At 68.9% G+C, this 20079-nt stretch carries 15 protein-coding genes, 1 tRNA gene and 2 pseudogenes; 12 read left to right on the top strand and 6 right to left on the bottom strand.

Annotated elements, in window-relative coordinates; all coding sequences use genetic code 11:
* Positions 1-21 precede the first annotated feature (21 nt).
* Together K6K41_RS03280 and K6K41_RS03275 are read left to right on the top strand one after the other, a co-directional pair.
* Complete coding sequence (locus tag K6K41_RS03280; protein ID WP_261403888.1) at positions 22-1698, top strand: NAD+ synthase; 1677 nt, start codon at positions 22-24, stop codon at positions 1696-1698.
* Positions 1699-1842: 144 nt separating this feature from the next.
* Positions 1843-3183 (top strand): glutamate--tRNA ligase, encoded by a 1341-nt coding sequence (locus K6K41_RS03275; protein WP_261403887.1) that lies wholly within the window; start codon positions 1843-1845, stop codon positions 3181-3183.
* A 4-nt stretch (positions 3184-3187) separates the two neighbouring features.
* Here K6K41_RS03275 and K6K41_RS03270 read toward each other — a convergent pair whose 3' ends face one another.
* Positions 3188-4450, bottom strand: a complete 1263-nt coding sequence (locus K6K41_RS03270) for a TIGR03862 family flavoprotein (protein ID WP_261403886.1) — start codon at positions 4448-4450, stop codon at positions 3188-3190.
* 201 nt (positions 4451-4651) lie between these two features.
* On the opposite strand from K6K41_RS03270, the pseudogene K6K41_RS03265 reads away from it, so the two are divergent.
* Positions 4652-6798: pseudogene (locus K6K41_RS03265) on the top strand (GGDEF/EAL domain-containing response regulator).
* Between the two features lie 265 nt (positions 6799-7063).
* Entirely contained in the window at positions 7064-9367 is a 2304-nt protein-coding gene (locus tag K6K41_RS03255; protein WP_261403884.1) for a hybrid sensor histidine kinase/response regulator, read from the top strand.
* Positions 9368-9427: 60 nt separating this feature from the next.
* Here K6K41_RS03255 and K6K41_RS03250 read toward each other — a convergent pair whose 3' ends face one another.
* Positions 9428-10447 (bottom strand): crotonase/enoyl-CoA hydratase family protein, encoded by a 1020-nt coding sequence (locus K6K41_RS03250; protein ID WP_315855132.1) that lies wholly within the window; start codon positions 10445-10447, stop codon positions 9428-9430.
* Positions 10448-10766: 319 nt separating this feature from the next.
* Between K6K41_RS03250 and K6K41_RS29240 the strand changes: the two genes are divergently transcribed.
* Entirely contained in the window at positions 10767-11360 is a 594-nt protein-coding gene (locus K6K41_RS29240) for a hypothetical protein (protein ID WP_315855131.1), read from the top strand.
* Positions 11361-11365: 5 nt separating this feature from the next.
* On the top strand, positions 11366-12034 hold the full coding sequence (locus tag K6K41_RS29235) for a phytanoyl-CoA dioxygenase family protein (protein WP_315855130.1): 669 nt from the start codon (positions 11366-11368) through the stop codon (positions 12032-12034).
* A gap of 71 nt (positions 12035-12105) precedes the next feature.
* Here K6K41_RS29235 and K6K41_RS03240 read toward each other — a convergent pair whose 3' ends face one another.
* Complete coding sequence (locus K6K41_RS03240) at positions 12106-12696, bottom strand: TetR/AcrR family transcriptional regulator (RefSeq protein ID WP_261403883.1); 591 nt, start codon at positions 12694-12696, stop codon at positions 12106-12108.
* 122 nt (positions 12697-12818) lie between these two features.
* Between K6K41_RS03240 and K6K41_RS03235 the strand changes: the two genes are divergently transcribed.
* On the top strand, positions 12819-14036 hold the full coding sequence (locus tag K6K41_RS03235; RefSeq protein WP_261403882.1) for an MFS transporter: 1218 nt from the start codon (positions 12819-12821) through the stop codon (positions 14034-14036).
* A gap of 25 nt (positions 14037-14061) precedes the next feature.
* On the opposite strand, the gene K6K41_RS03230 is transcribed toward K6K41_RS03235, so the two are convergent.
* The gene (locus tag K6K41_RS03230) at positions 14062-14481 is read right to left on the bottom strand and encodes a VOC family protein (protein WP_261403881.1); all 420 of its coding nucleotides are present in this window, start codon (positions 14479-14481) and stop codon (positions 14062-14064) included.
* Between the two features lie 38 nt (positions 14482-14519).
* Here K6K41_RS03230 and K6K41_RS03225 point away from each other — a divergent pair, with 38 nt between their 5' ends.
* The 5 genes and pseudogenes from K6K41_RS03225 (at position 14520) to K6K41_RS03205 (ending at position 18125) form a co-directional block, all read left to right on the top strand.
* Positions 14520-15281: an SIR2 family NAD-dependent protein deacylase gene (locus K6K41_RS03225; RefSeq protein ID WP_261403880.1), complete on the top strand. Its 762-nt coding sequence runs from the start codon at positions 14520-14522 to the stop codon at positions 15279-15281.
* A gap of 178 nt (positions 15282-15459) precedes the next feature.
* Positions 15460-16052 (top strand): annotated as a pseudogene (locus K6K41_RS03220) (cold-shock protein).
* 11 nt (positions 16053-16063) lie between these two features.
* Positions 16064-16540, top strand: coding sequence for a DUF192 domain-containing protein (locus K6K41_RS03215; protein ID WP_261403879.1), 477 nt, complete (start codon positions 16064-16066; stop codon positions 16538-16540).
* A 7-nt stretch (positions 16541-16547) separates the two neighbouring features.
* Positions 16548-16949, top strand: coding sequence for a DUF2177 family protein (locus K6K41_RS03210; RefSeq protein ID WP_261403878.1), 402 nt, complete (start codon positions 16548-16550; stop codon positions 16947-16949).
* A 747-nt stretch (positions 16950-17696) separates the two neighbouring features.
* Positions 17697-18125 (top strand): GlcG/HbpS family heme-binding protein, encoded by a 429-nt coding sequence (locus K6K41_RS03205; RefSeq protein ID WP_261403877.1) that lies wholly within the window; start codon positions 17697-17699, stop codon positions 18123-18125.
* 54 nt (positions 18126-18179) lie between these two features.
* On the opposite strand, the gene K6K41_RS03200 is transcribed toward K6K41_RS03205, so the two are convergent.
* Positions 18180-18256: transfer RNA gene (locus K6K41_RS03200), tRNA-Arg, on the bottom strand.
* Positions 18234-19430, bottom strand: coding sequence for a tyrosine-type recombinase/integrase (locus tag K6K41_RS03195; RefSeq protein ID WP_261403876.1), 1197 nt, complete (start codon positions 19428-19430; stop codon positions 18234-18236). The genes K6K41_RS03200 and K6K41_RS03195 overlap by 23 nt, the downstream gene beginning before the upstream one ends.
* Between the last annotated feature and the right edge of the window lie 649 nt (positions 19431-20079).

Genomic DNA, 20079 nt, shown 5'->3' with positions numbered 1-20079 from the left:
CGGGCGCGCTAGACGAGCCGCATGGCTCCGACACCCCCCGCCGACACGCTCCGCATCGCGCTCGCGCAGGCGAACCCGACCGTCGGCGACGTGTCGGGAAATCTCGCGCGCGCCCGGCGCATGCGCGCCGAGGCCGCGGGGCAGGGCGCGGACCTGATCGTGTTCCCGGAACTCTTCCTCGCCGGCTATCCGCCCGAGGATCTCGTGGTGAAGCCCGCCTTCCAGGACGCCTGCCGCGACGCTTGCGCCGCGCTCGCCGCCGACACCGCCGACGGCGGGCCGGACGTGCTGATCGGCCTGCCATGGCGCGAGGGCGACCGGCTCACCAATGCGGTCGCGCATTTGTCCGGCGGCGCCATCGTGACCGTGCGCCACAAGGTCGACCTGCCGAACTACGGCGTGTTCGACGAAAAGCGCGTGTTCGACGCCGGCCCTCTGCCGGGACCGGTGGTGGTGCGCGGCGTGCGCCTCGGCGTGCCGATCTGCGAGGACATATGGACCGACGAGGTCGTCGAGTGTCTCGCCGAGACCGGCGCCGAGCTGCTGCTCGTCCCGAACGGTTCGCCCTATTGGCGCAAGAAGGCCGAGGTCCGCCTCAACGTCGTCGCCGCGCGCGTGGTCGAGAGCGGGCTGCCGCTCGTCTATCTCAATCAGGTCGGCGGGCAGGACGAGCTCGTCTTCGACGGCGCCTCCTTCGGCCTCAACGCCGACCGCAGCCTCGCCTTCCAGATGCGCGGCTTCGTCGAGGAGGTGGCGACCGTCGCCTACACGCGGGGGGCTGGCGGCTGGACCTGCGTCGAGGGGCCGATGGCGGCGCTCGAGGAGGACGAGCGCGCCGACTACCGCGCCTGCGTGCTGGGCCTTCGCGACTATGTGGCGAAGAACGGTTTTCCGGGCGTGGTGCTGGGGCTTTCGGGCGGCGTCGACTCGGCGCTCGCGGCCGCCATGGCCGTGGACGCGCTGGGCGCCGAAAAGGTCCACTGCGTGATGCTGCCCTACCGCTACACGTCGGACGAGAGCCTCAAGGACGCCAAGGACTGCGCGGCCGCGCTCGGCGTGCGCTACGACATCCTGCCGATCGCGCCGGCGGTCGAGGGCCTCGAGGCCGTGCTGGCCGAGACCTTCGCGGGCCGGGAGCGCGACGTGACGGAGGAGAACCTCCAGAGCCGCGCGCGCGGCACGCTGTTGATGTCGATCTCCAACAAGTTCGGGCCGATGGTCGTCACCACCGGCAACAAGTCCGAGATGTCGGTCGGCTACGCCACGCTCTACGGCGACATGAACGGCGGCTTCAACCCGCTGAAGGATCTCTACAAGACGGAAGTCTTCCGGCTCTGCCGCCTGCGCGACCGCTGGAAGCCCGACGACGCGCTGGGGCCCGACGGCGAGGTGATCCCGCAGAACATCATCGACAAGCCGCCGACCGCGGAGCTGCGCGAGAACCAGAAGGACGCCGACAGCCTGCCGCCTTATGACGAGCTCGACGCGATCCTCGACGGCCTCGTGGAGGAGGACGCGCGCGTCGCCGACCTCGTGGCGAGGGGCCATGACGAAGCGACGGTGAAGAAGATCGAGCGGCTGCTGTATCTGGCCGAATACAAGCGCCGGCAGTCCGCGCCCGGCGTGAAGGTCACCCGCCGCAACTTCGGCCGCGACCGCCGCTACCCGATCGTGAACAGGTTTCGTGATGGCGGGTGAGGGAAAGGAACTGCGTGCTTCGAGACGCGGCCTGATGGCCGCTCCTCAGCATGAGGACCGCTTGAGTTCGCCTGGATCCTCAGTTCTCCCTCATGCTGAGGAGGCCCGCAGGGCCGTCTCGAAGCACGCAGTCGGCTTCCGCTCATGACCACTTTCCGCTTCGCCCCGTCCCCCACCGGGCGGCTTCATCTCGGCAACGCCCGCACGCTGCTGCTGAACGCGCTGATGGCGAAGAAGACCGGAGGCCGCTTCGTGCTGCGCATCGACGACACCGACGTCGAGCGCTCGCGCGAGGAGTATGTCGAAGCCATCCGCGAGGATCTCGCCTGGCTCGGCCTGACGCCCGCGCTCGAAGTGCGGCAGTCCGAACGCGCGACGCTCTACGAGCAGGCCTTCGCCAAGCTCGGCGACCGGGTCTATCCGGCCTATGAGACGGAGGAGGAGCTCGACCGCGCCCGCCGTCTGGCGCGCGCCTCGGGACGGCCGCCGATCTACGACCGCTCGGCCCTGAAGCTCACGCCCGAAAAGCGCGCCGCCTTCGAGGCCGAGGGGCGGTGCCCGCACTGGCGGTTTCGCCTCACCGGCGGCCGCGTCGCCTGGGACGACGGCGTGCGCGGCGCGCAGGAGATCGATCTCTCGAGCCTCTCCGACCCGGTGATCCGCCGCGACGACGGCACGTTCCTCTACGTGTTCACGAGCGTCGTCGACGACGCGGCGCTCGGGATCACCGACATCGTCCGCGGCGAGGACCATGTGGCCAATTCCGCCGTGCAGCTCGACCTGTTCGCGGCGCTGGCCGCGTCGGCGCCCCGGCTCGCCCACCACAACCTGCTGACGACCGCGGACGGGGCGGGGCTTTCCAAGCGCAGCGGCGCGCTCTCGCTCGGGACGTTGCGGGAGGAGGGGATCGAGCCGCTCGCGGTCGCGGCCTACGCCACGCTGATCGGCTCAGCCGAGGCGGTGCGGCCGGTCGGCGATCTCGACGAGCTCGCAGGGTTGATCGATCTGTCGCGTCTGTCCCGCGCGCCCGCGCGGATCGATCCCGAAGAGCTTGCGGCGCTGTCGGCGAAGACTGCGCATGCGCTGCCGTTCGAGATCGTCGCTCCGCGTCTCGCAGCGCTTGGCGTCGGCGGGGGCGCGGCGTTCTGGGAGACGGTCCGCGGCAATCTGCGGACCGTCGCGGAAGCTGCGGACTGGTGGCGGATCGCGACCGATGACGCGTTCTCGTCTCCTGCGGCGGCCGAAGACGACCGGCCGCTCCTCGTCGAGGCGGCGCGGCTGCTGCCGGACGAGCCGTGGGACGAGACCACGTGGAAATCCTGGACCGCGGCGCTCGGAGCCGCCGCCGGCCGGAAGGGTCGCGGGCTGTTCCTTCCGTTGCGCCTGGCGCTGACCGGCGAGCCGGGCGGGCCGGAGCTCGCGCGGCTGCTGCCCTTCGTCGGCCGCGCCCGCGCGCTCGCGCGCCTCGAGGCTGCGGCGGGCTGACGTCTCAGTCCGCGTCCTGTCGCCGGGCGAGCGCCCATCGCGCCGCCGCGTCGCCCGCCGCGAACCCGGTGGCGAAGCAGGCCTGGAGCAGATAGCCGCCGGTCGGCGCCTCCCAGTCCAGCATCTCGCCGGCGACAAACAGGCCGGGCCGGGCGCGCGACATGAAGGACGCGTCGAGCCCGTCGAAGCCGACCCCGCCCGCCGTCGAGATCGCGCGGTCGATCGGTTTCGGCGCGCGGAACCGCAGCGTCGTCGCCTTGATGGCGTGGGCGAGCGCTTCCGGATCGGATCGCGGCGGGCCGGCTTCGCGCAGCAGCGCGATCGCGACCTGCGAAAGGCCCACGGCCTTTGCGAGATGCGTCGAGAGCGAGCGCTTGCCGCGAGGTTGGGCGAGTTTGCGCGCCAGCGCGGCGGCGTCGAGGTCGGGGCGGAGGTCGAGCGCCGCCTCCACCCCCTCATCCGCCGCGCCGCGCGCGATCGCGTCCCTCAGCCGGGCCGAGAGCGCGTAGATCATTCCGCCCTCGAGGCCGTCCGCCGCCGCCACCGCCTCGCCGCGGACCGTCACGCCCTCGAAAGTCAGCGCGGCGCGCTTGATCGGCGCTCCGGCGAAACGGCCCGCGAAAGCCGGAGACCAATCGACGATAAAGCCGCAATTTGCAGGCCTTAGCGGGGAGACCGGCAGGCCGGCGCGTCCGAGCTCCTCGGCCCACGTCCCATCGGAGCCGAGCCGCGGCCAGCTCGCGCCGCCGAGCGCCAGCACCACCGCGTCGCCCGCCGCCTCGCGCGCGCCCTCCGCCGTCTCGAAGCGCGCCGCGCCGGCCTCGGAAAATCCCGTCCAGAGATGGCGCGGATGGATCCGCACCCCCTGTCGGGCGAGGCGCCCGAGCCAGGCGCGCAGCAGCGGGGAGGCCTTGAAAACGCTCGGAAAAACGCGCCCGCTGGTGCCGACGAAGGTGTCGACCCCGAGCTCCGAGCTCCAGGCGCGCAGCGCCTCCGGCGGGAAGGCGCGGATCGCCGCGCCAAGCGCCTCCCCGGCTGCGCCATAGCGACAGAGAAAGCCCTCAAGCGGTTCGGAATGCGTAAGATTCAGCCCGCCGCGGCCTGCGAGCAGGAACTTGCGGGCGGGCGAGGCCATGCGCTCGAAGACGTCGACCGCGCATCCGGCCGCCGCCGCGCGTTCAGCCGCGGCGAGGCCCGCGGGCCCTGCGCCGACGATGACCACTTTTGGTTGAGCGGCCGCTGGGGCTAATCTTATCGCGTCAGACATGCGCTGCTGAATAATAAGCTTTTAGACGATTGAAACCTTAAATCAGACTCACGTCTCGCCATTCTCCGGGATTTTCGTTTCCTTAAGCCGCGCTTGCTACACCTTCGGGAAAGGATCGGGCCAGTCGCGGCCGGTCGAAAGAGCGCCTTTGTTTCGCACGTCATCGGACTGCCGCGACGAACCGAAGTTCCGTGAGAGCACATGGCGCTCATCTGCATTCTCGACGATCGAGTCACCAACCGGAACATTTTCGCGCGGCTCGCGGCCACGATCGAACCGGACGTGGACGTGCGCGCTTTCGGCAATCCGCTCGAGGCGCTCGCCTGGATGGCGGACAACACGCCCGATCTCGTCGTCACAGACTTCAAGATGCCGGACATCGACGGCGCGGAGTTCACGCGCCGGTTCCGCCAGCTCGCCGGCTGCGACGACGTCCCGGTGGTGGTGCTCACGGTCTATGAGGAGAGGTCCTTCCGCCTGAGCGCGCTCGAGGCCGGCGCGACCGACTTCCTTCAGAGCCCCGTCGACCACCACGAGTTCCTCACCCGCGCCCGCAACCTCCTCAAGATGCGCCGCCAGCAGCTCTTGATCGCGAGCCGGGCGATGACGCTGGAGCACGAACTGAGGACCAGCGAGCAGTCGCGCGCCCAGGCGCTGCGCGACTCGACGGAGCGCCTCGCCCAGGTGATCGACACCGTGCCCGCGATGATCAGCGCGGCCGACCGGCAGGGGCGCTGCATCTTCGTCAACGCGCATCAGGCCGCGGTCAAGGGCGTCGAGGCCGCTGACCTTCTCGGGCGCACCGCCGTCGATCTCTTCGGCGAGGAGCAGGGCGTCCGCAGCGCCGCGCTCGACCGCCTGATCTGCGAGAGCGGCACGGGTCTTCCGAGCTTCGAGGAGGAGATCACGGGCCTCGACGGCGAGACCCGCTACGTGCTCACCACCAAGGCGCCGCTGCGCGACGCGAACGGCGAGATCGTCGCGGTGCTCACCACCTCGCTCGACATCACCGACCGCCGCCGCGCCGAGCGGCATCTGCGCCACCTCGCCCATCACGACACGCTGACAGACCTGCCGAACCGCGCGCTGCTGCACGAGCGCGTGCGCCACGAGATCGCCCAGGCGCGGCGTTCTGACCGCAAGTTCGCGCTGCATCTGTTCGACCTCGATCGCTTCAAGGGCATCAACGACGTCCTTGGCCATCATTTCGGCGACCGCCTGCTGCGCGCCGTCGCCGACCGTCTTCGCGCGACCGTGCGCGAGAGCGACACGGTGGCGCGCCTCGGCGGCGACGAGTTCGCGATCCTGCAGTCGAACGTCGCGACCCCCGAGGACACGGCCGAGCTCGCGCGTCGCATCCGCGAGGCGCTTTCGGCGCCCTTCCGCTTCGACGGCGAGGAGGTGCTGACCTCGGCCTCGATCGGCATCGCGATCTTCCCGGACAACGGCTTCGACGTCGACGACCTGCTGAAGAACGCGGACCTTGCGATGTATCGGGCCAAGGCCGACGGCCGCGACGGCTTCCGCGCCTTCGCCGCCGACATGGACACCAACGCCCGCGCGATCACGGTGCTCGAGAGCGATCTGCGCCGGGCGCTGTCGCGCAACGAGTTCGAGCTGCATTACCAGCCGCAGGTCGCGCTTTCGACCGGCCAGATCGTCGGCGCCGAGGCGCTCATCCGCTGGCGGCGCGAGAACGGCGACCTCGTCTCTCCGGGCGAGTTCCTGCCGCGCGCGGAAGAGAACGGCCTCATCGTGCCGATCAACAACTGGGTGCTGCGCGAGGCCTGCCAGCAGGCCGCCGCCTGGAGCTCGGAAGGCCTTCCGCGCCTGCGCGTCGCCGTCAATCTGTCGGGGATGCAGTTCATCAAGACCGACGTCGAGGCGCTCGTGCTCGAAGCTCTCGAAGAAAGCGGCTCGCGCCCGATCGCCTGGAGCTCGAGCTGACCGAGACGATCCTGCTCCAGGACACCGGCGCGGTCGTGCGCCAGCTCGAGGCGCTGCGGGCCCGCGGCATCACCTTCTCGATCGACGATTTCGGCACGGGCTATTCGTCGCTCGCCTATGTGAAGCACTTCCCAGTCGATCGCCTCAAGATCGACAAGAGCTTCATCGCCAACCTCAAGAACGACGCCAACGACGCCGCGATCGTGCGCGCGATCGTCAGCCTCGGGCACAGCCTCGATCTCGACGTCATCGCCGAGGGCGTCGAGACCGCCGCGCAGGTCGCGCATCTGCGCTCGGAAGGTTGCGACGAGGTCCAGGGCTTCTATTTCGGGCGCCCGATGCGCTCGGACATGTTCGTCGATCTCGTTCGCCGCGAGATGCTGCTGGTGCGCTCCGCATGAACCGTGAAACGCTCGGGCGCATCGCGCGCCTCGACGACGTCCGCCGGACGCTTTCGAACCGGCCGGACGGCGAGCACGAGATCGTGCTCAACCGGTTGACGATCTCGACGCTGCTGCTGCTCTACCTCATCGGCGCGGCCGCCTATGACGGCGCGCCGCTCGGCGCAGCCTTCACCACGGCGCTGGTGTTCGCGGTCGGCGGCTGGATGTTCTTCGCCCACATGATGCTCCGCCCGGCGTCTCCCGCTGGCGGCGCTCGCTCGCGATGGTGTTCGACCTCACGGCGCTCTCGGTCGGCATGCATCTCGGCGGAGAGGTCACGGCGATCCTCTACCCCGCCTATCTCTGGATCATCTTCGGCAACGGCTTCCGCTTCGGCATCCCCGCGCTGCTCGCGGGGTCTGCGATCGGCATCGCGGGCTTCTCCGCCATGGTGGCCTCGACGCCCTATTGGCTCGAGCACATCCGTCTCTCCTACGGCCTGCTGCTCGGCCTGCTGGCGTTGCCGGCCTACGCCGCTACGCTCATCAAGAAGCTCGAGCGCGCCCGCATCGCGGCCGAAGAGGCGAGCCGCGCCAAGAGCCTGTTCCTCGCCAGCGTCAGCCACGAGCTGCGGACCCCGCTCAACGCCGTCATCGGCATGACCGACCTGCTCGACCAGACCGAGCTCGACGCCGAGCAGCGCGACATGGCGCGAACCGCCGGCGCCTCCGGCCGTTCGCTGCTCGGCCTGATCGACGACCTCCTGAACTTCAGCCGCCTTGAAGCCGGCAAGATGCCGATCAACCTCGTCGACTTCGACCTCGCCGAAGCGCTTGCGACCGTGCGCGGCATGCTGACGGCGCAGGCGCGCGAAAAGAGGCTGAGGCTGGCGCTTCACGTGACGCCGCGCACGCCTTTGATGCTGCGCGGCGACGCGCGCCATGTGCGGGACGTGCTGGTCAACCTCATCGGCAACGCGGTGAAGTTCACCGAAGCCGGCGGCGTCGCGATCTGCGTCGATCGCGTCGGCGGCACGGCGGCCGCGCCGCGGCTGCGCTTCGAGGTGGCGGACACCGGCATCGGCATCGCGCCCGAAGCCCGCGCGCCCGCATCTTCGAGAGCTTCACCCAGGCCGACGAGACCATCATCAAACAGCCATGGCGGAACCGGTCTCGGGCTTGCGATCTGCCGCCAGCTCGTCGAGCTCCATGGGGGACGCATCGGGGTCGACAGCGAGCAGGGCGTCGGAAGCACCTTCTGGTTCGAGCTCGATCTCGAATCGGCGGCGACGGCTCCGGCCCGGCCCGCAGGCGACGTTCATGTCGTGGCGCTCGCAGCCGACGAGGAGCGCGCCGAGGCGCTGGCGGGCCGCCTCCTCGCGCTCGGCTATGCGGCCGAGGCGGCTTTCGACCTCCGCGGCGCGCTGCGGCTGCTCGCGAGCGATCCGGCAGGCGCCGGGCGCCGGGCCGTCGCGATCGACGCGCGCGGCGGGCGCGCGTCCGGCGAGGACATCGCTTTCGCGCTGCGCGCCGCCGACGACAGCGGCGCCGTCGAGATCGCGCTGATCGATCCGAACGCCCCCGAGGGGCTGCCGGAGCCGGAGATCCGCCATGCGGTGGCGGCCTGCGCGGCCGATCCTGACGATATGGCGCTCGCCGCGATGATGAAGATCGCGAGCGTCGGCGCGGTCGGCCGCGCGGCGGCGGTGGCGAAGGCCGCGCCCGCCGGGGAGGTGGGTCGCCGCCTGTCGATCCTCGTCGCCGAGGACAACCGCACCAACCAGAAGGTCATCACCAAGATCCTGGAGCGGGCCGGCCACGAGGTCTCGATCGCGGCGAACGGCGAGCTCGCGCTTGACGCGCTCACCGAGCGCGCCTTCGACCTCGTGCTGATGGACGTCAACATGCCGGCGCTCGACGGGGTCGAGTGCACCAAGCTCTACCGCTTCGCCTCGATCGGGAAGCCGCGCGTTCCGATCGTCGCGCTCACGGCCGACGCCACCCCGGAGGCGCGCGAGCGTTGCCTCGAGGCCGGCATGGACGCCTGCCTGACGAAGCCGATCGAGCCCGAGAGGCTGCTCGGTCTGATCGCCGAGATGTGCGGGGCCGGCGGCGCCGGCGAGGCGGTGGCGGCGGCGGAGAAGGCGGCGGTCGAGGCGGGCGTGGTCGACGACGAGATCGTAGCCAACATCGCCCGGCACCCGAACTATCGCCCGGCCACGCGCGCGGTCGTCGACCGCAACACGATCGCCGAGCTCGAAACGCTTGGCGGGGAGGACTTCGTGGCCGACCTCGTGGACGAGTTCATCGGCGACGCCGCCTCCGTGCTGCGCAGCCTGCATGAAGCGGTCGACGGACGCGAAGCCTCGACGTTCCGCGAGCAGGCCCATGCGCTTCGCAGCGGCGCGGCCAATATCGGCGCGCGCGGCATGTACGAGATCTGCCTGTCCTACCGCAACGCCGACGCCCACGACCTCGCCATCAACGGCGCGGAGCACATGCGTCGGCTGGAGAGCGAATTCGACCGCGTGCGCAAGACCTTGCGCCAGCGTTTTCCGGAACGCTCGGAAGGCCCCAAAAGGGCGTGAGGCGCCGGGACCGCGAGATCCCGACGCCTCGCTGAGGCCCGGCAGGGCTCAATCGGTCGTTCAGAGAGCGCCGGCGGCGCGGCGCACGTCGTCGCTCATCACGGAGCTCGCGATCAGGCGCTTGTCCTGCGCGGAGGTCAGGCGCTCCATCTTGCGCAGGTCCTGCTCCTCGAGGTTCAGCGCGGCGTCGACCCAGATCTCGGTGATGTCGAGCAGCTCCTGATAAGGGATCGGAGCGGCGCGGCGGCCGGCGCGGAACAGCGCCGAAAGCCCGTTGTGGCGGCGCTGGTTGCGGGTCAGCAGCCGATGGGTCTCGGCGACGCCCTGGCCCGGCTCGGCGAGCACCTGCACGAGGCCGAGGGCGTGGAGCTCTTCGGCCGTGTAGAGCTTGCCGCTTGCGATGAAGCGCTCGGCCTGGGCCCCGCCGAGGCGGCGCGCCAGAAGGCTGTAGGCGCCCATTCCGGGGAAGAGGTTGAAGAGGATCTCGGGCAGGCCGAACTTCGAGCCGCGCTCGGCCACGATGACGTCGCAGGACAGCGCCGCCTCAAAGCCCCCGCCAAGCGCGTCGCCCTGGACGAGCGCCACGGTGATCACCGGCTTGTCGAAGGCGATCTGGTTCTCGTGCAGCACGTCGATGCAGGCGCGAGCGTAGGTGGCGAGGCCCTCCCGGTCGCGGTTGCGGATCCAGCCTGCGAAGAGGCCGAGGTCGCCGCCGAGATTGTAGATGCCCGGAAGGCGCGAGGCGAACACTGCGTGCTTGATCGGCGCCGGCGCGTCCGCGGAAGCGGTGTCGAAGGCTTCGCGGATCAGCCGCTGGTGGGCCGAGAGATCCCGCAGCAGGCCGGGCGTGAAGCTCGGCGCGCCGATCGGGTTCATCCAGCACCACGACGTCTCGAGCGCGGCGTCGTGTTCGATCTCGATCTCGGCGTAGGTCTCGAGCGCGAGCCGCTCTCCCGCCGTGGTCTCGGCGTCGGCTTCCGCGCGCCGAGCCGGCGGCGCGAAGGCCGCCTGCAGACGCCGCCTCGCCTCGCTGAGCCGCATGAAAGGCGTCGCCTCCGGCATCGTCATCGTAATCGACATGCGACCGCTCCGATCGGAGCCGCCACCCGCCGCTCCGGTTGGAAATAAGAATTAATTGTTTGTTTACCATTGGCAAGTGGACGATTTTTGCCGGTAAGAAACGGCCTCGACGTTAACTCTGATTTGTCGAGGAAATAGATTCTGGCGCGCCAGGGAGAGTTTGTCTCAAACTGAGATGTGCCAGTTTATTGTAGTTAATTTTTTTATGGACTGAGAAAAAGACCTGAAAAGATTCGGGCGCGTTGCGTCGATCTGGCTAAGCCCTTGATTGCACTATTGTCTAAGGCGCGTGGTTCATTCAGCCTAAGAGCGCTCAGTCTTGCCGGCCGAGATCTCCCGGCTCGAAATGATCGACCCGCTGTCTTTCTCGGCCGTCGAGGCGGTGTGCAGATACGTAGTCAGGCCCTCAGGTGCGACCGTCCGTCACATTCTCGTCAGCGGTTCTGACAAGGCGTGGACGCGGGCCGCGACACGGGCGACGTGGCGCGCTAGTGGTGGCGCAAAGGGCGGCGCGCTCGGATGCGCCTGCCGAAAGGGAGCCGCCAAGATGACGACAGCGTTGCGCTGGTTGCTGGCCCCGGTCTGGGCCGCGCAGATCTTCACGGGCGCCAAGTCGTTCTGCGACAATCGCATTCTTGGCGACGTCAGGCTCAATGAGCGCGGGCTCCATGTCTGGCGCGTGCGGCTCGCGAATCGCATGGCGGAGGCGCGCCGCGCCAAGCTCGCCTCACGGCTTTCGCCCGAGGACCGGGCGGAGTTCGCCGCGAACGGCTTTATTCTGAAGCGCAACTTCCTGCCCGAAGATCAGTTTCGCGCGCTCGTCGACGAGATCGGCCGCACAGAAGCCCCGGTCCGCGAGATGAAGCAGGCGACGCCATCACCCGCCGGATCGCGCTCGATCCGCAAATCCTGAAGAAGATGCCGGCGACCGACAAAGCGGTGAACGGCGACGCCTTCCAGAACCTCGTGCGCTACGTCTCGACCTATGACGCCGAGCCGATCGTCTATGTGCAGACGGTGTTCGCGCAGGTCGACAGGTCCGCGACCGACCCGCAGACCTCGGTGCACGCCGACACGTTCCATCCGACCATGAAGGCGTGGCTGTTCCTCCATGACGTCGAGGAGGATCTCGGGCCGTTCGTCTACGTTCCCGGCTCCCACCGCCCCACCAAGCGGCGGCTCGCCTGGGAGCGGCGAATGAGCGTCAACGCCTCGAAGCTCGACCGGCTGTCCTCGCGCGGCTCGTTCCGCGTCACCGCGCGGGACCTGAAGCGCATGGCCTTGCCCGCGCCGCAGAAATTTGCGGTGCCGGCCAACACGCTCGTCGTCGCCGACACCTCCGGCTTCCACGCTCGCGGCGCGAGCGTTCGGCCCTCGACGCGCGTCGAGATCTGGGCCTACGCGCGGCGCAACCCGTTCCTGCCCTTCGTCGGGCTCGACCCGTGGGCGCTCTCGCCGCTGAAGGGCCGGCAGGCGCCGATCTTCTGGGCGCTGCTGGACCGGCTGGAGAAATTCGGCCTCGGCAAGAGCCCGTGGCGCGCGGCCGGCACCGTGACCGCCGCCACGCCGCCCTCCGTCAAGGCGTGAGGGCAGGGGCGGCGCTCTTCTCTCGAGGCGCCGATTTGGAGCGGGGCTGCGGGCAGCGGCTCCGCCAGGCGTCAGTCGGCTCTTCTCAGCCCGTCCAGCATGGCGCGTAGCGCCGCGACCGCCTTGGCGGACACGCCCTCCGGGTTCTTGGCGTTCGCGATCCACTGGGCGGCGTCGCTGGTCGCGCCGTTGAGGAGCCGCGCGGCCGCTTCCGGATCGACGTCGGACAGGACGCCGGCGGCGCGGCAGGCCTCGACTTGCCCGGTGACGAAGGCGATGCAGGCGCTGGCGTTCGGCCAGCTCGACGGATCGCCGAGCACCGCCGGACCGTCGCGAAACATGATCCGCTGGACCTCGGGCTCGAGCGCCATCTGGACATAGGCGACGCAGCTTTCGACGAGCGCCTCCCAGGGCGAGGCCGCTCGGCTTGCGAGGGCGTCGAGCCGCTCGGTGATCTCGTCGTCGATCTGCATCGCGACGGCCTCGAACAGGCCGGTCTTGCCGCCGAAGTGATGGTAGAGCGCGCCGCGCGTCAGCCCGGCGCTCGCGGTGAAGTCGTCCATCGAAGCCTCGGCGTAGCCCTGCTCGGCGAAGGCGTGTCGGCCGGCCGCCAGCAGCTTCGCGCGGGTCTCCGCGATCATTTCCTTGCGGGTCTTCGACATCACGCCCTCGACGGAACTCACATACGCCATGCACGCCAATTGACATACGCAATGTATGTCCCTACGTCTTCGCGCATACGGCTCGTATGTAAGAGCTCTGCGCCAACGAGACGAGGATTCTCATGCTCACCGCCTATGGCGAGATATTTCAAGCGCCTGGCGCGAAAGGCTTCGCGGCCGCCGGCTTCGTGGCGCGTTTGCCGGTCGCCATGGCGCCGATCGGGATCGTGACGATGCTGTCGCAAACCCACGGGGCCTATTGGCTCGCCGGCGCGGTCGCCGCCACCTTCGCGCTCGCCAACGCGCTCATCGCGCCTCAGATCTCGCGGCTCGTCGACAAAGCGGGGCAGACCCCCGTGGTCGCGCCGGCCACCGTGGTGTCGGTCGCAGCCTTTGCGATGCTGGTCGCGGCGGCGCATTTCCGCTGGCCGGTCTGGACGCTGTTCGCCGCAAGCCTGTTCGCGGCCGCGATGCCGAGCGTCCCGGCGCTCGTGCGGGCGCGCTGGACGGCGCTGTTCCGCGACCGGCCGGCGCTCGCCACGGCCTTCGCGTTCGAATCTGCGGCGGACGAATTGGTCTACATCGCGGGCGCCTCGCTTTCCGTGGCGATCAGCGTCGCGCTGTTTCCAGAAGCAGGCGTCGCCGTCGCGGCGGTCATGCTTGCGCTCGGGGTCACGGCCTTGCTTCTCCAGCGCTCCACGGAGCCCCGGCCGGCGCCCGTGCGCGGCGGACGTTCGACCTCGGCCATCCGGCTGCAGTCCGTGCAGGTCGTCACGCTCATCTTGATCTTCATGGGCGTCATCTTCGCCGCCACCGAGGTCGGCGTGGTGGCGCTGACGAAGGCGTTCGGCGCGCCCGGGGCGGCGAGCGCCGTGATCGGCGTCTATGCGGTCGGATCGTTCGTGGTGGGCGTGGCGCTCGGCGCGGCGCGCCCCGAGATGGCGCTCCACCGCCAGATCGTGCTCGCGACGGCGATCGTCGCGCTGACCCAGCCGCCGCTTTTGTTCGCAGGCGGCGTCGCGCAACTCGCCGTCTTCGTGTTCCTGAGCGGCGTCGCGGTGTCGCCGACCTTCATCACAGCCTTCGGCATCGTGGCGGGTCGCGTTCCGGCCCACATGCTGACCGAGGGCGTCACCTGGGTGATGACGGGCCTCGGCGTCGGCATGGCGTCGGGCGCTTTCCTCGGCGGTTGGGCCATCGACCTCTGGGGGTCGCATGGCGCCTTCGCGGTGTCGACGTTCGGCGGCCTCGCGGCGGTCCTGACGACGGCGCTCGGGCGGCGGATCCTCGCGGAGGACGATCGCCCGAGCGCCGCCGGCGCGGCGCAGTGCGCGGCCTGAGCCGCGTCGGCTCAGGCCGTCGAGCTCACCACTTGCCGGTGTTCTCCATCGACGTCCACGGCTCGGCCGGCTCCTTGGCCGAGCCCTTCTGGAGCAGCTCGATCGAGATGTTGTCGGGCGAGCGGATGAAGGCCATGCGCCCGTCGCGCGGCGGGCGGTTGATGACGACGCCGGCCTTCATGAGGCGGTCGCACGTCGCATAGATGTCGTCGACCTCATAGGCGAGGTGGCCGAAATTGCGGCCCTCGCCATAGGCCTCGGGATCCCAGTTGTAGGTCAGCTCGACCTGGGCCTCGCGCTGGCCGGGCGGGGCGAGAAAGATCAGCGTGAAGCGGCCCTTCTCGTTTTCCGTGCGCCGCACCTCTTCAAGCCCGAGCTTGGCGCAATAGAAATCCAGCGAGGCGTCGACGTCGCTTACGCGGACCATGGTGTGCAGATATTTCATCGTCGCCTCCGGCGCTTGAGCAGTCGCGGGATGCAAGTATGAGCCAGGACGACGATCGCAAGGACGACGACCGCAAGATCGCGGCGCTCGACGCGCTTATCCGCGGCGCGCGCTCAGCGGTCGTCTTCACGGGCGCTGGCGTCTCGACCGGCTCCGGAATCCCCGATTTTCGAAGCCCCGGCGGGCTTTGGTCTAAGAATCGCCCGATCGATTTCGACGATTTTTATTCTTCCCTCGAGATGCGCCGCGAGGCGTGGCGGCGCAAATTCACGATGGACGACGCGACCCGCGGCGCGGCCCCCAACGCCGCCCACCGGGCGATCGCGCGCTTCGTGCGGGAGGGCAGGGCCTCGGTCGTCGTCACGCAGAACATCGACGGCCTGCACGAGGCCTCGGGCGTTCCGCGCGACCGGCTGATCGAGCTGCACGGCAACGGCACCTACGCCGCCTGCCTTGACTGCCGCGCCCGCCACGAACTCACCGAGGTGCGCGCGGTCTTCGAGGCGAGCGGCGACCCGCCAGACTGCCGCGTCTGCGGCGGGCTCGTGAAATCCGCCACGATTTCGTTCGGCCAGGCGATGCCGGTCGAGGCGATGATGCGGGCCGAGGCCGCGGCGCGCGAGGCCGATCTCTTCCTCGTGCTCGGGTCGTCGCTCGTGGTCTATCCCGCGGCGGCGCTTCCCGTCGCGGCCAAGCGCGCGGGCGCGGCCCTCGTCATCGCGAACCGCGAACCGACCGATCTCGACCCCTACGCCGACCTGTTGCTCAGAGGCGACCTCGTCGAGATTTTCGGTCCCTAGCGATCGCTTCGATGTCCAGATTGATTTCATTCAAGCCCTCGTCGGTCGACCCGAACGAGATGGTCGCGGACTTCCGGCCGCCATCCTTTCCGTTTGCGGTTCTCGATGATATCGTTTCAGTCGAACGAGTCGGACGCGGCTCCCTTCCGTCGGTGTAAGTTGCGGGCAGGCGGTTCGTATGAGTGAAGAGCGGGCGAAGGGCGCGGCGTCTCTGACAGAGACGAGGCCAGGACATGCGGCGGAGGTCGACCCTGTCGATCTCTACGAGGTGTCCGGCGTGATCAAATGGTTCGACGTCGCCAAGGGCTATGGCTTCATCGTGCCGGACGACGGGGGACCCGACGTCCTGCTGCACGTCACCTGCATGCGCCGCGACGGCTTCCAGACCGCCAACGAGGGCGCCCGCATCGTCTGCGAGGCGCAGCTGCGTCCCAAGGGCGCGCAGGCCTTCCGGGTGCTGTCGCTTGACGATTCCACCGCCCGCCATCCGGGCGAGCTTCCGCCGGCCCGCACCATGTCTCGGTGACGCCGACGAGCGGGCTCGAGCTCGTTGAGGTGAAGTGGTTCAACCGCCTGCGCGGCTTCGGCTTCCTGACCCGCGGCGACGGATCCGAGGACATCTTCGTCCACATGGAGACGCTGCGCCGCTTCGGCATCATGGAGCTCAGGCCCGGCCAGAAGGTGTTCGCGCGCTTCGGCAACGGGCCCAAGGGCCTGATGGCGGCGGAGGTCCGGCCGGACGGACCCGGCGGCGGGCCGTCGTCGCACTGAGCGCCGCGCAGATGCGCGCAGCCGCAGTCGCCTCCCTCACTCTCGCACGTCTCGCGGCGTTCGCCGTCGTGATGACGGTCGCGCTCGTCTCCGCCGCGCTTGCGGCGGCGAAGCTCGAGCCGCTGACCTTCGAGACAGCCGGTGGGGCGAAGACTTTCCAGATCGAGGTCGCCGACACGCCGAAGCAGCGCGAGGTCGGGCTGATGTATCGCCGCTCGTTGCCCGAGGACCACGGCATGCTGTTCGATTTCGGGCAGCCGCAGGAAATCTCGATGTGGATGCAGAACACCTATGTGTCGCTCGACATGGTGTTCGTGGGCGCGGACGGACGCGTCCTGCGCGTCGCCGAGGACACCGAGCCGCTTTCGACCCGCATCGTCTCCTCGCAGGGGCCGGCGCGCTACGTGGTCGAGCTGCTCGCGGGCTCCGCGAAGCGCATCGGGCTGAAGCCGGGTGACAGAGTGGTCCATCCGCGCATCGGCGCGTAATGGCCTCATGAAGATTTATCTCGTCGCCTACGCGGCTGCGGCCGCGGCGTTCCTGGCCGCCGACGCGATCTGGCTCGGCTTCGTGGCGCGCGAGTTCTACCGCGTCCAGCTCGGCGAGCTCATGGCGCCGGACCCGAACCTCGTCGCGGCCGCGGCCTTCTATCTGCTCTACGTCGTCGGCGTGGTGTATTTCGCGATCTCGCCCGCGCTTGCGAGCGGCCAATGGACCACGGCGCTTGTCTCCGGCGCGTTGTTCGGGCTCGTGGCTTACGGAACCTACGATCTTACGAACCTCGCGGTGACGCGGGGCTTTCCGATGACGATGGCGATCGTCGACATGACGTGGGGCGCGATCCTCACCGCCTTCGCCGCCACCGTCGGCTTTTTCGCCGCGAAGGCGTTCGGCTGACGGCGTCGCCGGCTTGGCGACCCGGCTCGCCTAAGCAGACGCTTCGTAACCTTGCGCCAAGAATGGACCCCCCGGGACGAGCCCGACGGACTGGTCCGGCCGTCCGTCCTCGCCCGTGGCGTCGCCGCTCTCCGGGAACAAAAAAGCCCGCCTTTGAGGGCGGGCTTGCTTGGAGTGGAGGGCCGGCGTCAGCCGATCATCTGAATGATGATCTCGCGCATTCGGCGCGTGAGATGGCGCTCGGTTCCGGCTTCCAGGCCTTGGTCCGCTTTGCGGCGACCGCCGTGCGGATCTGGTTCGGCGCCTGCCGCGCGACGGCGGGGCGGGCGTGGGTATGCTTCTTCATCGTTTCCTTAAGGCCTTGGCGGGACTTCGCTGTCGCAGCGAGAGCGGCGCGCAAGGCGGCAATGCGAGTGTTGAGATCCGACTGCCTGCGGCGCGATCCGTATCGGCGGCGCCGCCACCGGCCTGTCGGTGTTTGTCATATAGGACGCCATCAAGGCCGATTGAAGGCCCGGCTCGAAACGGCGACCTCCAAGCGACCGCCCCGCCGCCATGACATGACGCCGGACCGGTTGCGCTGCGACAGGGGCGACGAAGGCCAGCGGCCTGGCGCGCTCGCATGATCGAGCGGCGAGCCGAGGGGGAGCATCAGCTTCGCGGCGGAGTATAACGGGTCGCAGGCGCGTCTTCCCATCGCGTGCGGCGCTCGCGAACGCTTGGAAAAAAAAAAAGGGCTCGAACCGCATGACGGAAGCCGCATTCACCCGCCCGAGGCTGGCGCTCACCCACGCCGCGGCGCTGCGCATGATCGCCGCAGCCTCCCAGAAGGCCGAGGAGATCGGCGCGCCGCAAAACGTCTCGATCGTCGACGAGGGCGGAAACCTGATCGCTTTTCTGCGCACCGACGGCGCCAAGCTGCTGTCGCGCGAGACCTCTCTGGCCAAGGCGGTCACGGCGGCTTCGCACCGGCAACCGACGGGGCGGTTCAACGCGGAGATGGAGCCACGGCTCGCGAGCGCCACCGGCGGCCGCCTGACCAATCTCGCGGGCGGCTTGCCGATCCTGTTCGACGGGCAATGCGTCGGCGGGATCGGGGTCGGCTCGGGCTTGCCGGATCAGGACGTCGAGGTCGCGCGCGCAGGCCTCGCGGCGATCGGGGCGGACGCGGTCTGACGGCCAGGGGGAGGCCCGACCGTCGAACCGCGCGCTGAAATCTCGAGAAGGTCTTGGCGACCCCGGCTGGATTCGAACCAGCGACCATCAGCTTAGAAGGCTGGTGCTCTATCCAACTAAGCTACGGGGCCGTTTGAGTTTTTTGACCGCCGGAGCACCCTCGGTGGGACTCTGGTGGGAATTCTTGCGGCGCTCATGGTCGGCGCGACGGGCCCCTTCGTCCTCGGCCTGACGGGCCAGGGCGGCGCGGACGTCGTCGTCATTGATGTGCGCGTACTTCATCGTGGTCGTGATCGACTTATGGCCCAGGACCTTCTGGACCGCCTTCAGATTGCCCGTAGACCGCAGGAGCCGGGTCGCGCTGGTGTGGCGCTCGTCGTGCCGCCGGAAGTCCGCGACCTTGGCCTTGGAGCAGACCCGGCGGTGGTAGGTCAACCACCCGGCCGCCGTGATCGGATAGCGCATTCCGGCCTCAATCTCGCGTCCAGTGCGCGGCTCGCGGCGCGTCTTCTGGGCGGTATAGAGGAATACGGCGTCCTGCTCAGGATCGCGCGTGATCCAGAGCCGACGGAGCAGCTTCTCGACCTCGGGATGCATCGGGATCGAGTGCGGGTCGTCGCCCTTTTGAGTCACGTGGATCTTCTGGGTTCCGAAGTCGACCTGGTCCCAGGCGAGCAGGCACTCGGACGACCGCAGGCCGGTCTTCTGGGCGAACCGACGCAGGTCCGTGAACTCGGGAAGCTCGACGGCCTCGAGGCGAGCCTCCTCGTCGAAGGTCAACTCGCGGACGCGCTCCTTCGGCTCCTTCAGGATGTGAGAGCTCCAGCGCAACTCCTTGAGCGGGATCTCCCAGTCGAGCGACGCCCGCTTGAGCACCCGCCGGAGCGGCATCGTCAGCGAGCGGTTGACGGTGGAGGCAGACACCAGGCCGAGCGTGGGGCGGCCGTGGCGGAACTCACCCCGGCGCCGGGCGACCAGGCCGGCGACCATCTCGTTGGTGATCTGGGAGAGCTGGGTCGCCGCGCCGATCCACTCGACTAAGCGAGCGAGGTTCGCCTCCAGGTCCGGCTCGCTGGCGTGTTGGCCGACCTCGATCCAGTAGCGATCGACGGCCGCGTCGATCGACATGGTCGGCGTCGGATCGGCGGACGCAGCCTCGGACTTTACGCGCTGCTTTTCGCGGCGCTCGAAGGCCTCTGCCGCTCGGCGATCAGAGCATTCCGTCGAGCCAGAAAACCGACGACCTTTCCAGACGAAGTCGTAGCTGTAGTGGTCCGCGCTGGGGGTCTTCTTGTAGACGGACACGGCGCGCTCTGGTGCTGGTTCTGGAGAAAGCAGGTGACGTCGGACAGGCGGAAAGCATGCCGGCGCTTAACGGCTCCGACCCCGACATTGACGCTTGTAATGTTCCCGGCCGCAAGATGCCGGCGCAGGGTCTTCCCCGACATGCCAAGCAGTCTGGCGGTGTCGTCGAGCGGCCGCAGGGGCCGATAGGAGAAGGCCTCAACGAGGGCCTGAGGAATCGGAACTTGGACGCTCATGCGAATCAGCATGGCGCATCCGAAATCCATTGCAAGCCCATGATTTCACTATCGGATTTGCCCCATAGATTTGACGGACTTTCCCTCGAACTTCCCCATGCCCATGTGGAAATCGATGGGGAAGTTCGTCAAAATTGTGGGGGAGTTCGGGGGCCCAGACGAGCAATCCTTGCCCGTTAACCCAGTTCCGAGGTCGCTCCTGCAGCTTTTGCGATACAATCCTGTCCCCAGAGGCCGTTTTTGTAGCCTATGGTGGTGGTCGAGCATGGTTCGGAGGCCGAGAATGGACCCGAAAACGATTTCCCCCACAGAGCTCTCAACCCGAAACTCTCAACGGCTTGAGGCTGAAATGCGAGAGCGCGGGCTGCTGAAGGAGCCGGATCCGGAGCCAGCCGACGGCGGCTACACGTCCG

Source organism: Chenggangzhangella methanolivorans, assembly GCF_019797865.1.
GTDB classification, from domain to species: Bacteria; Pseudomonadota; Alphaproteobacteria; order Rhizobiales; family Methylopilaceae; genus Methylopila; species Methylopila methanolivorans.
This window is presented reverse-complemented; position numbering and strand designations above follow the sequence as displayed.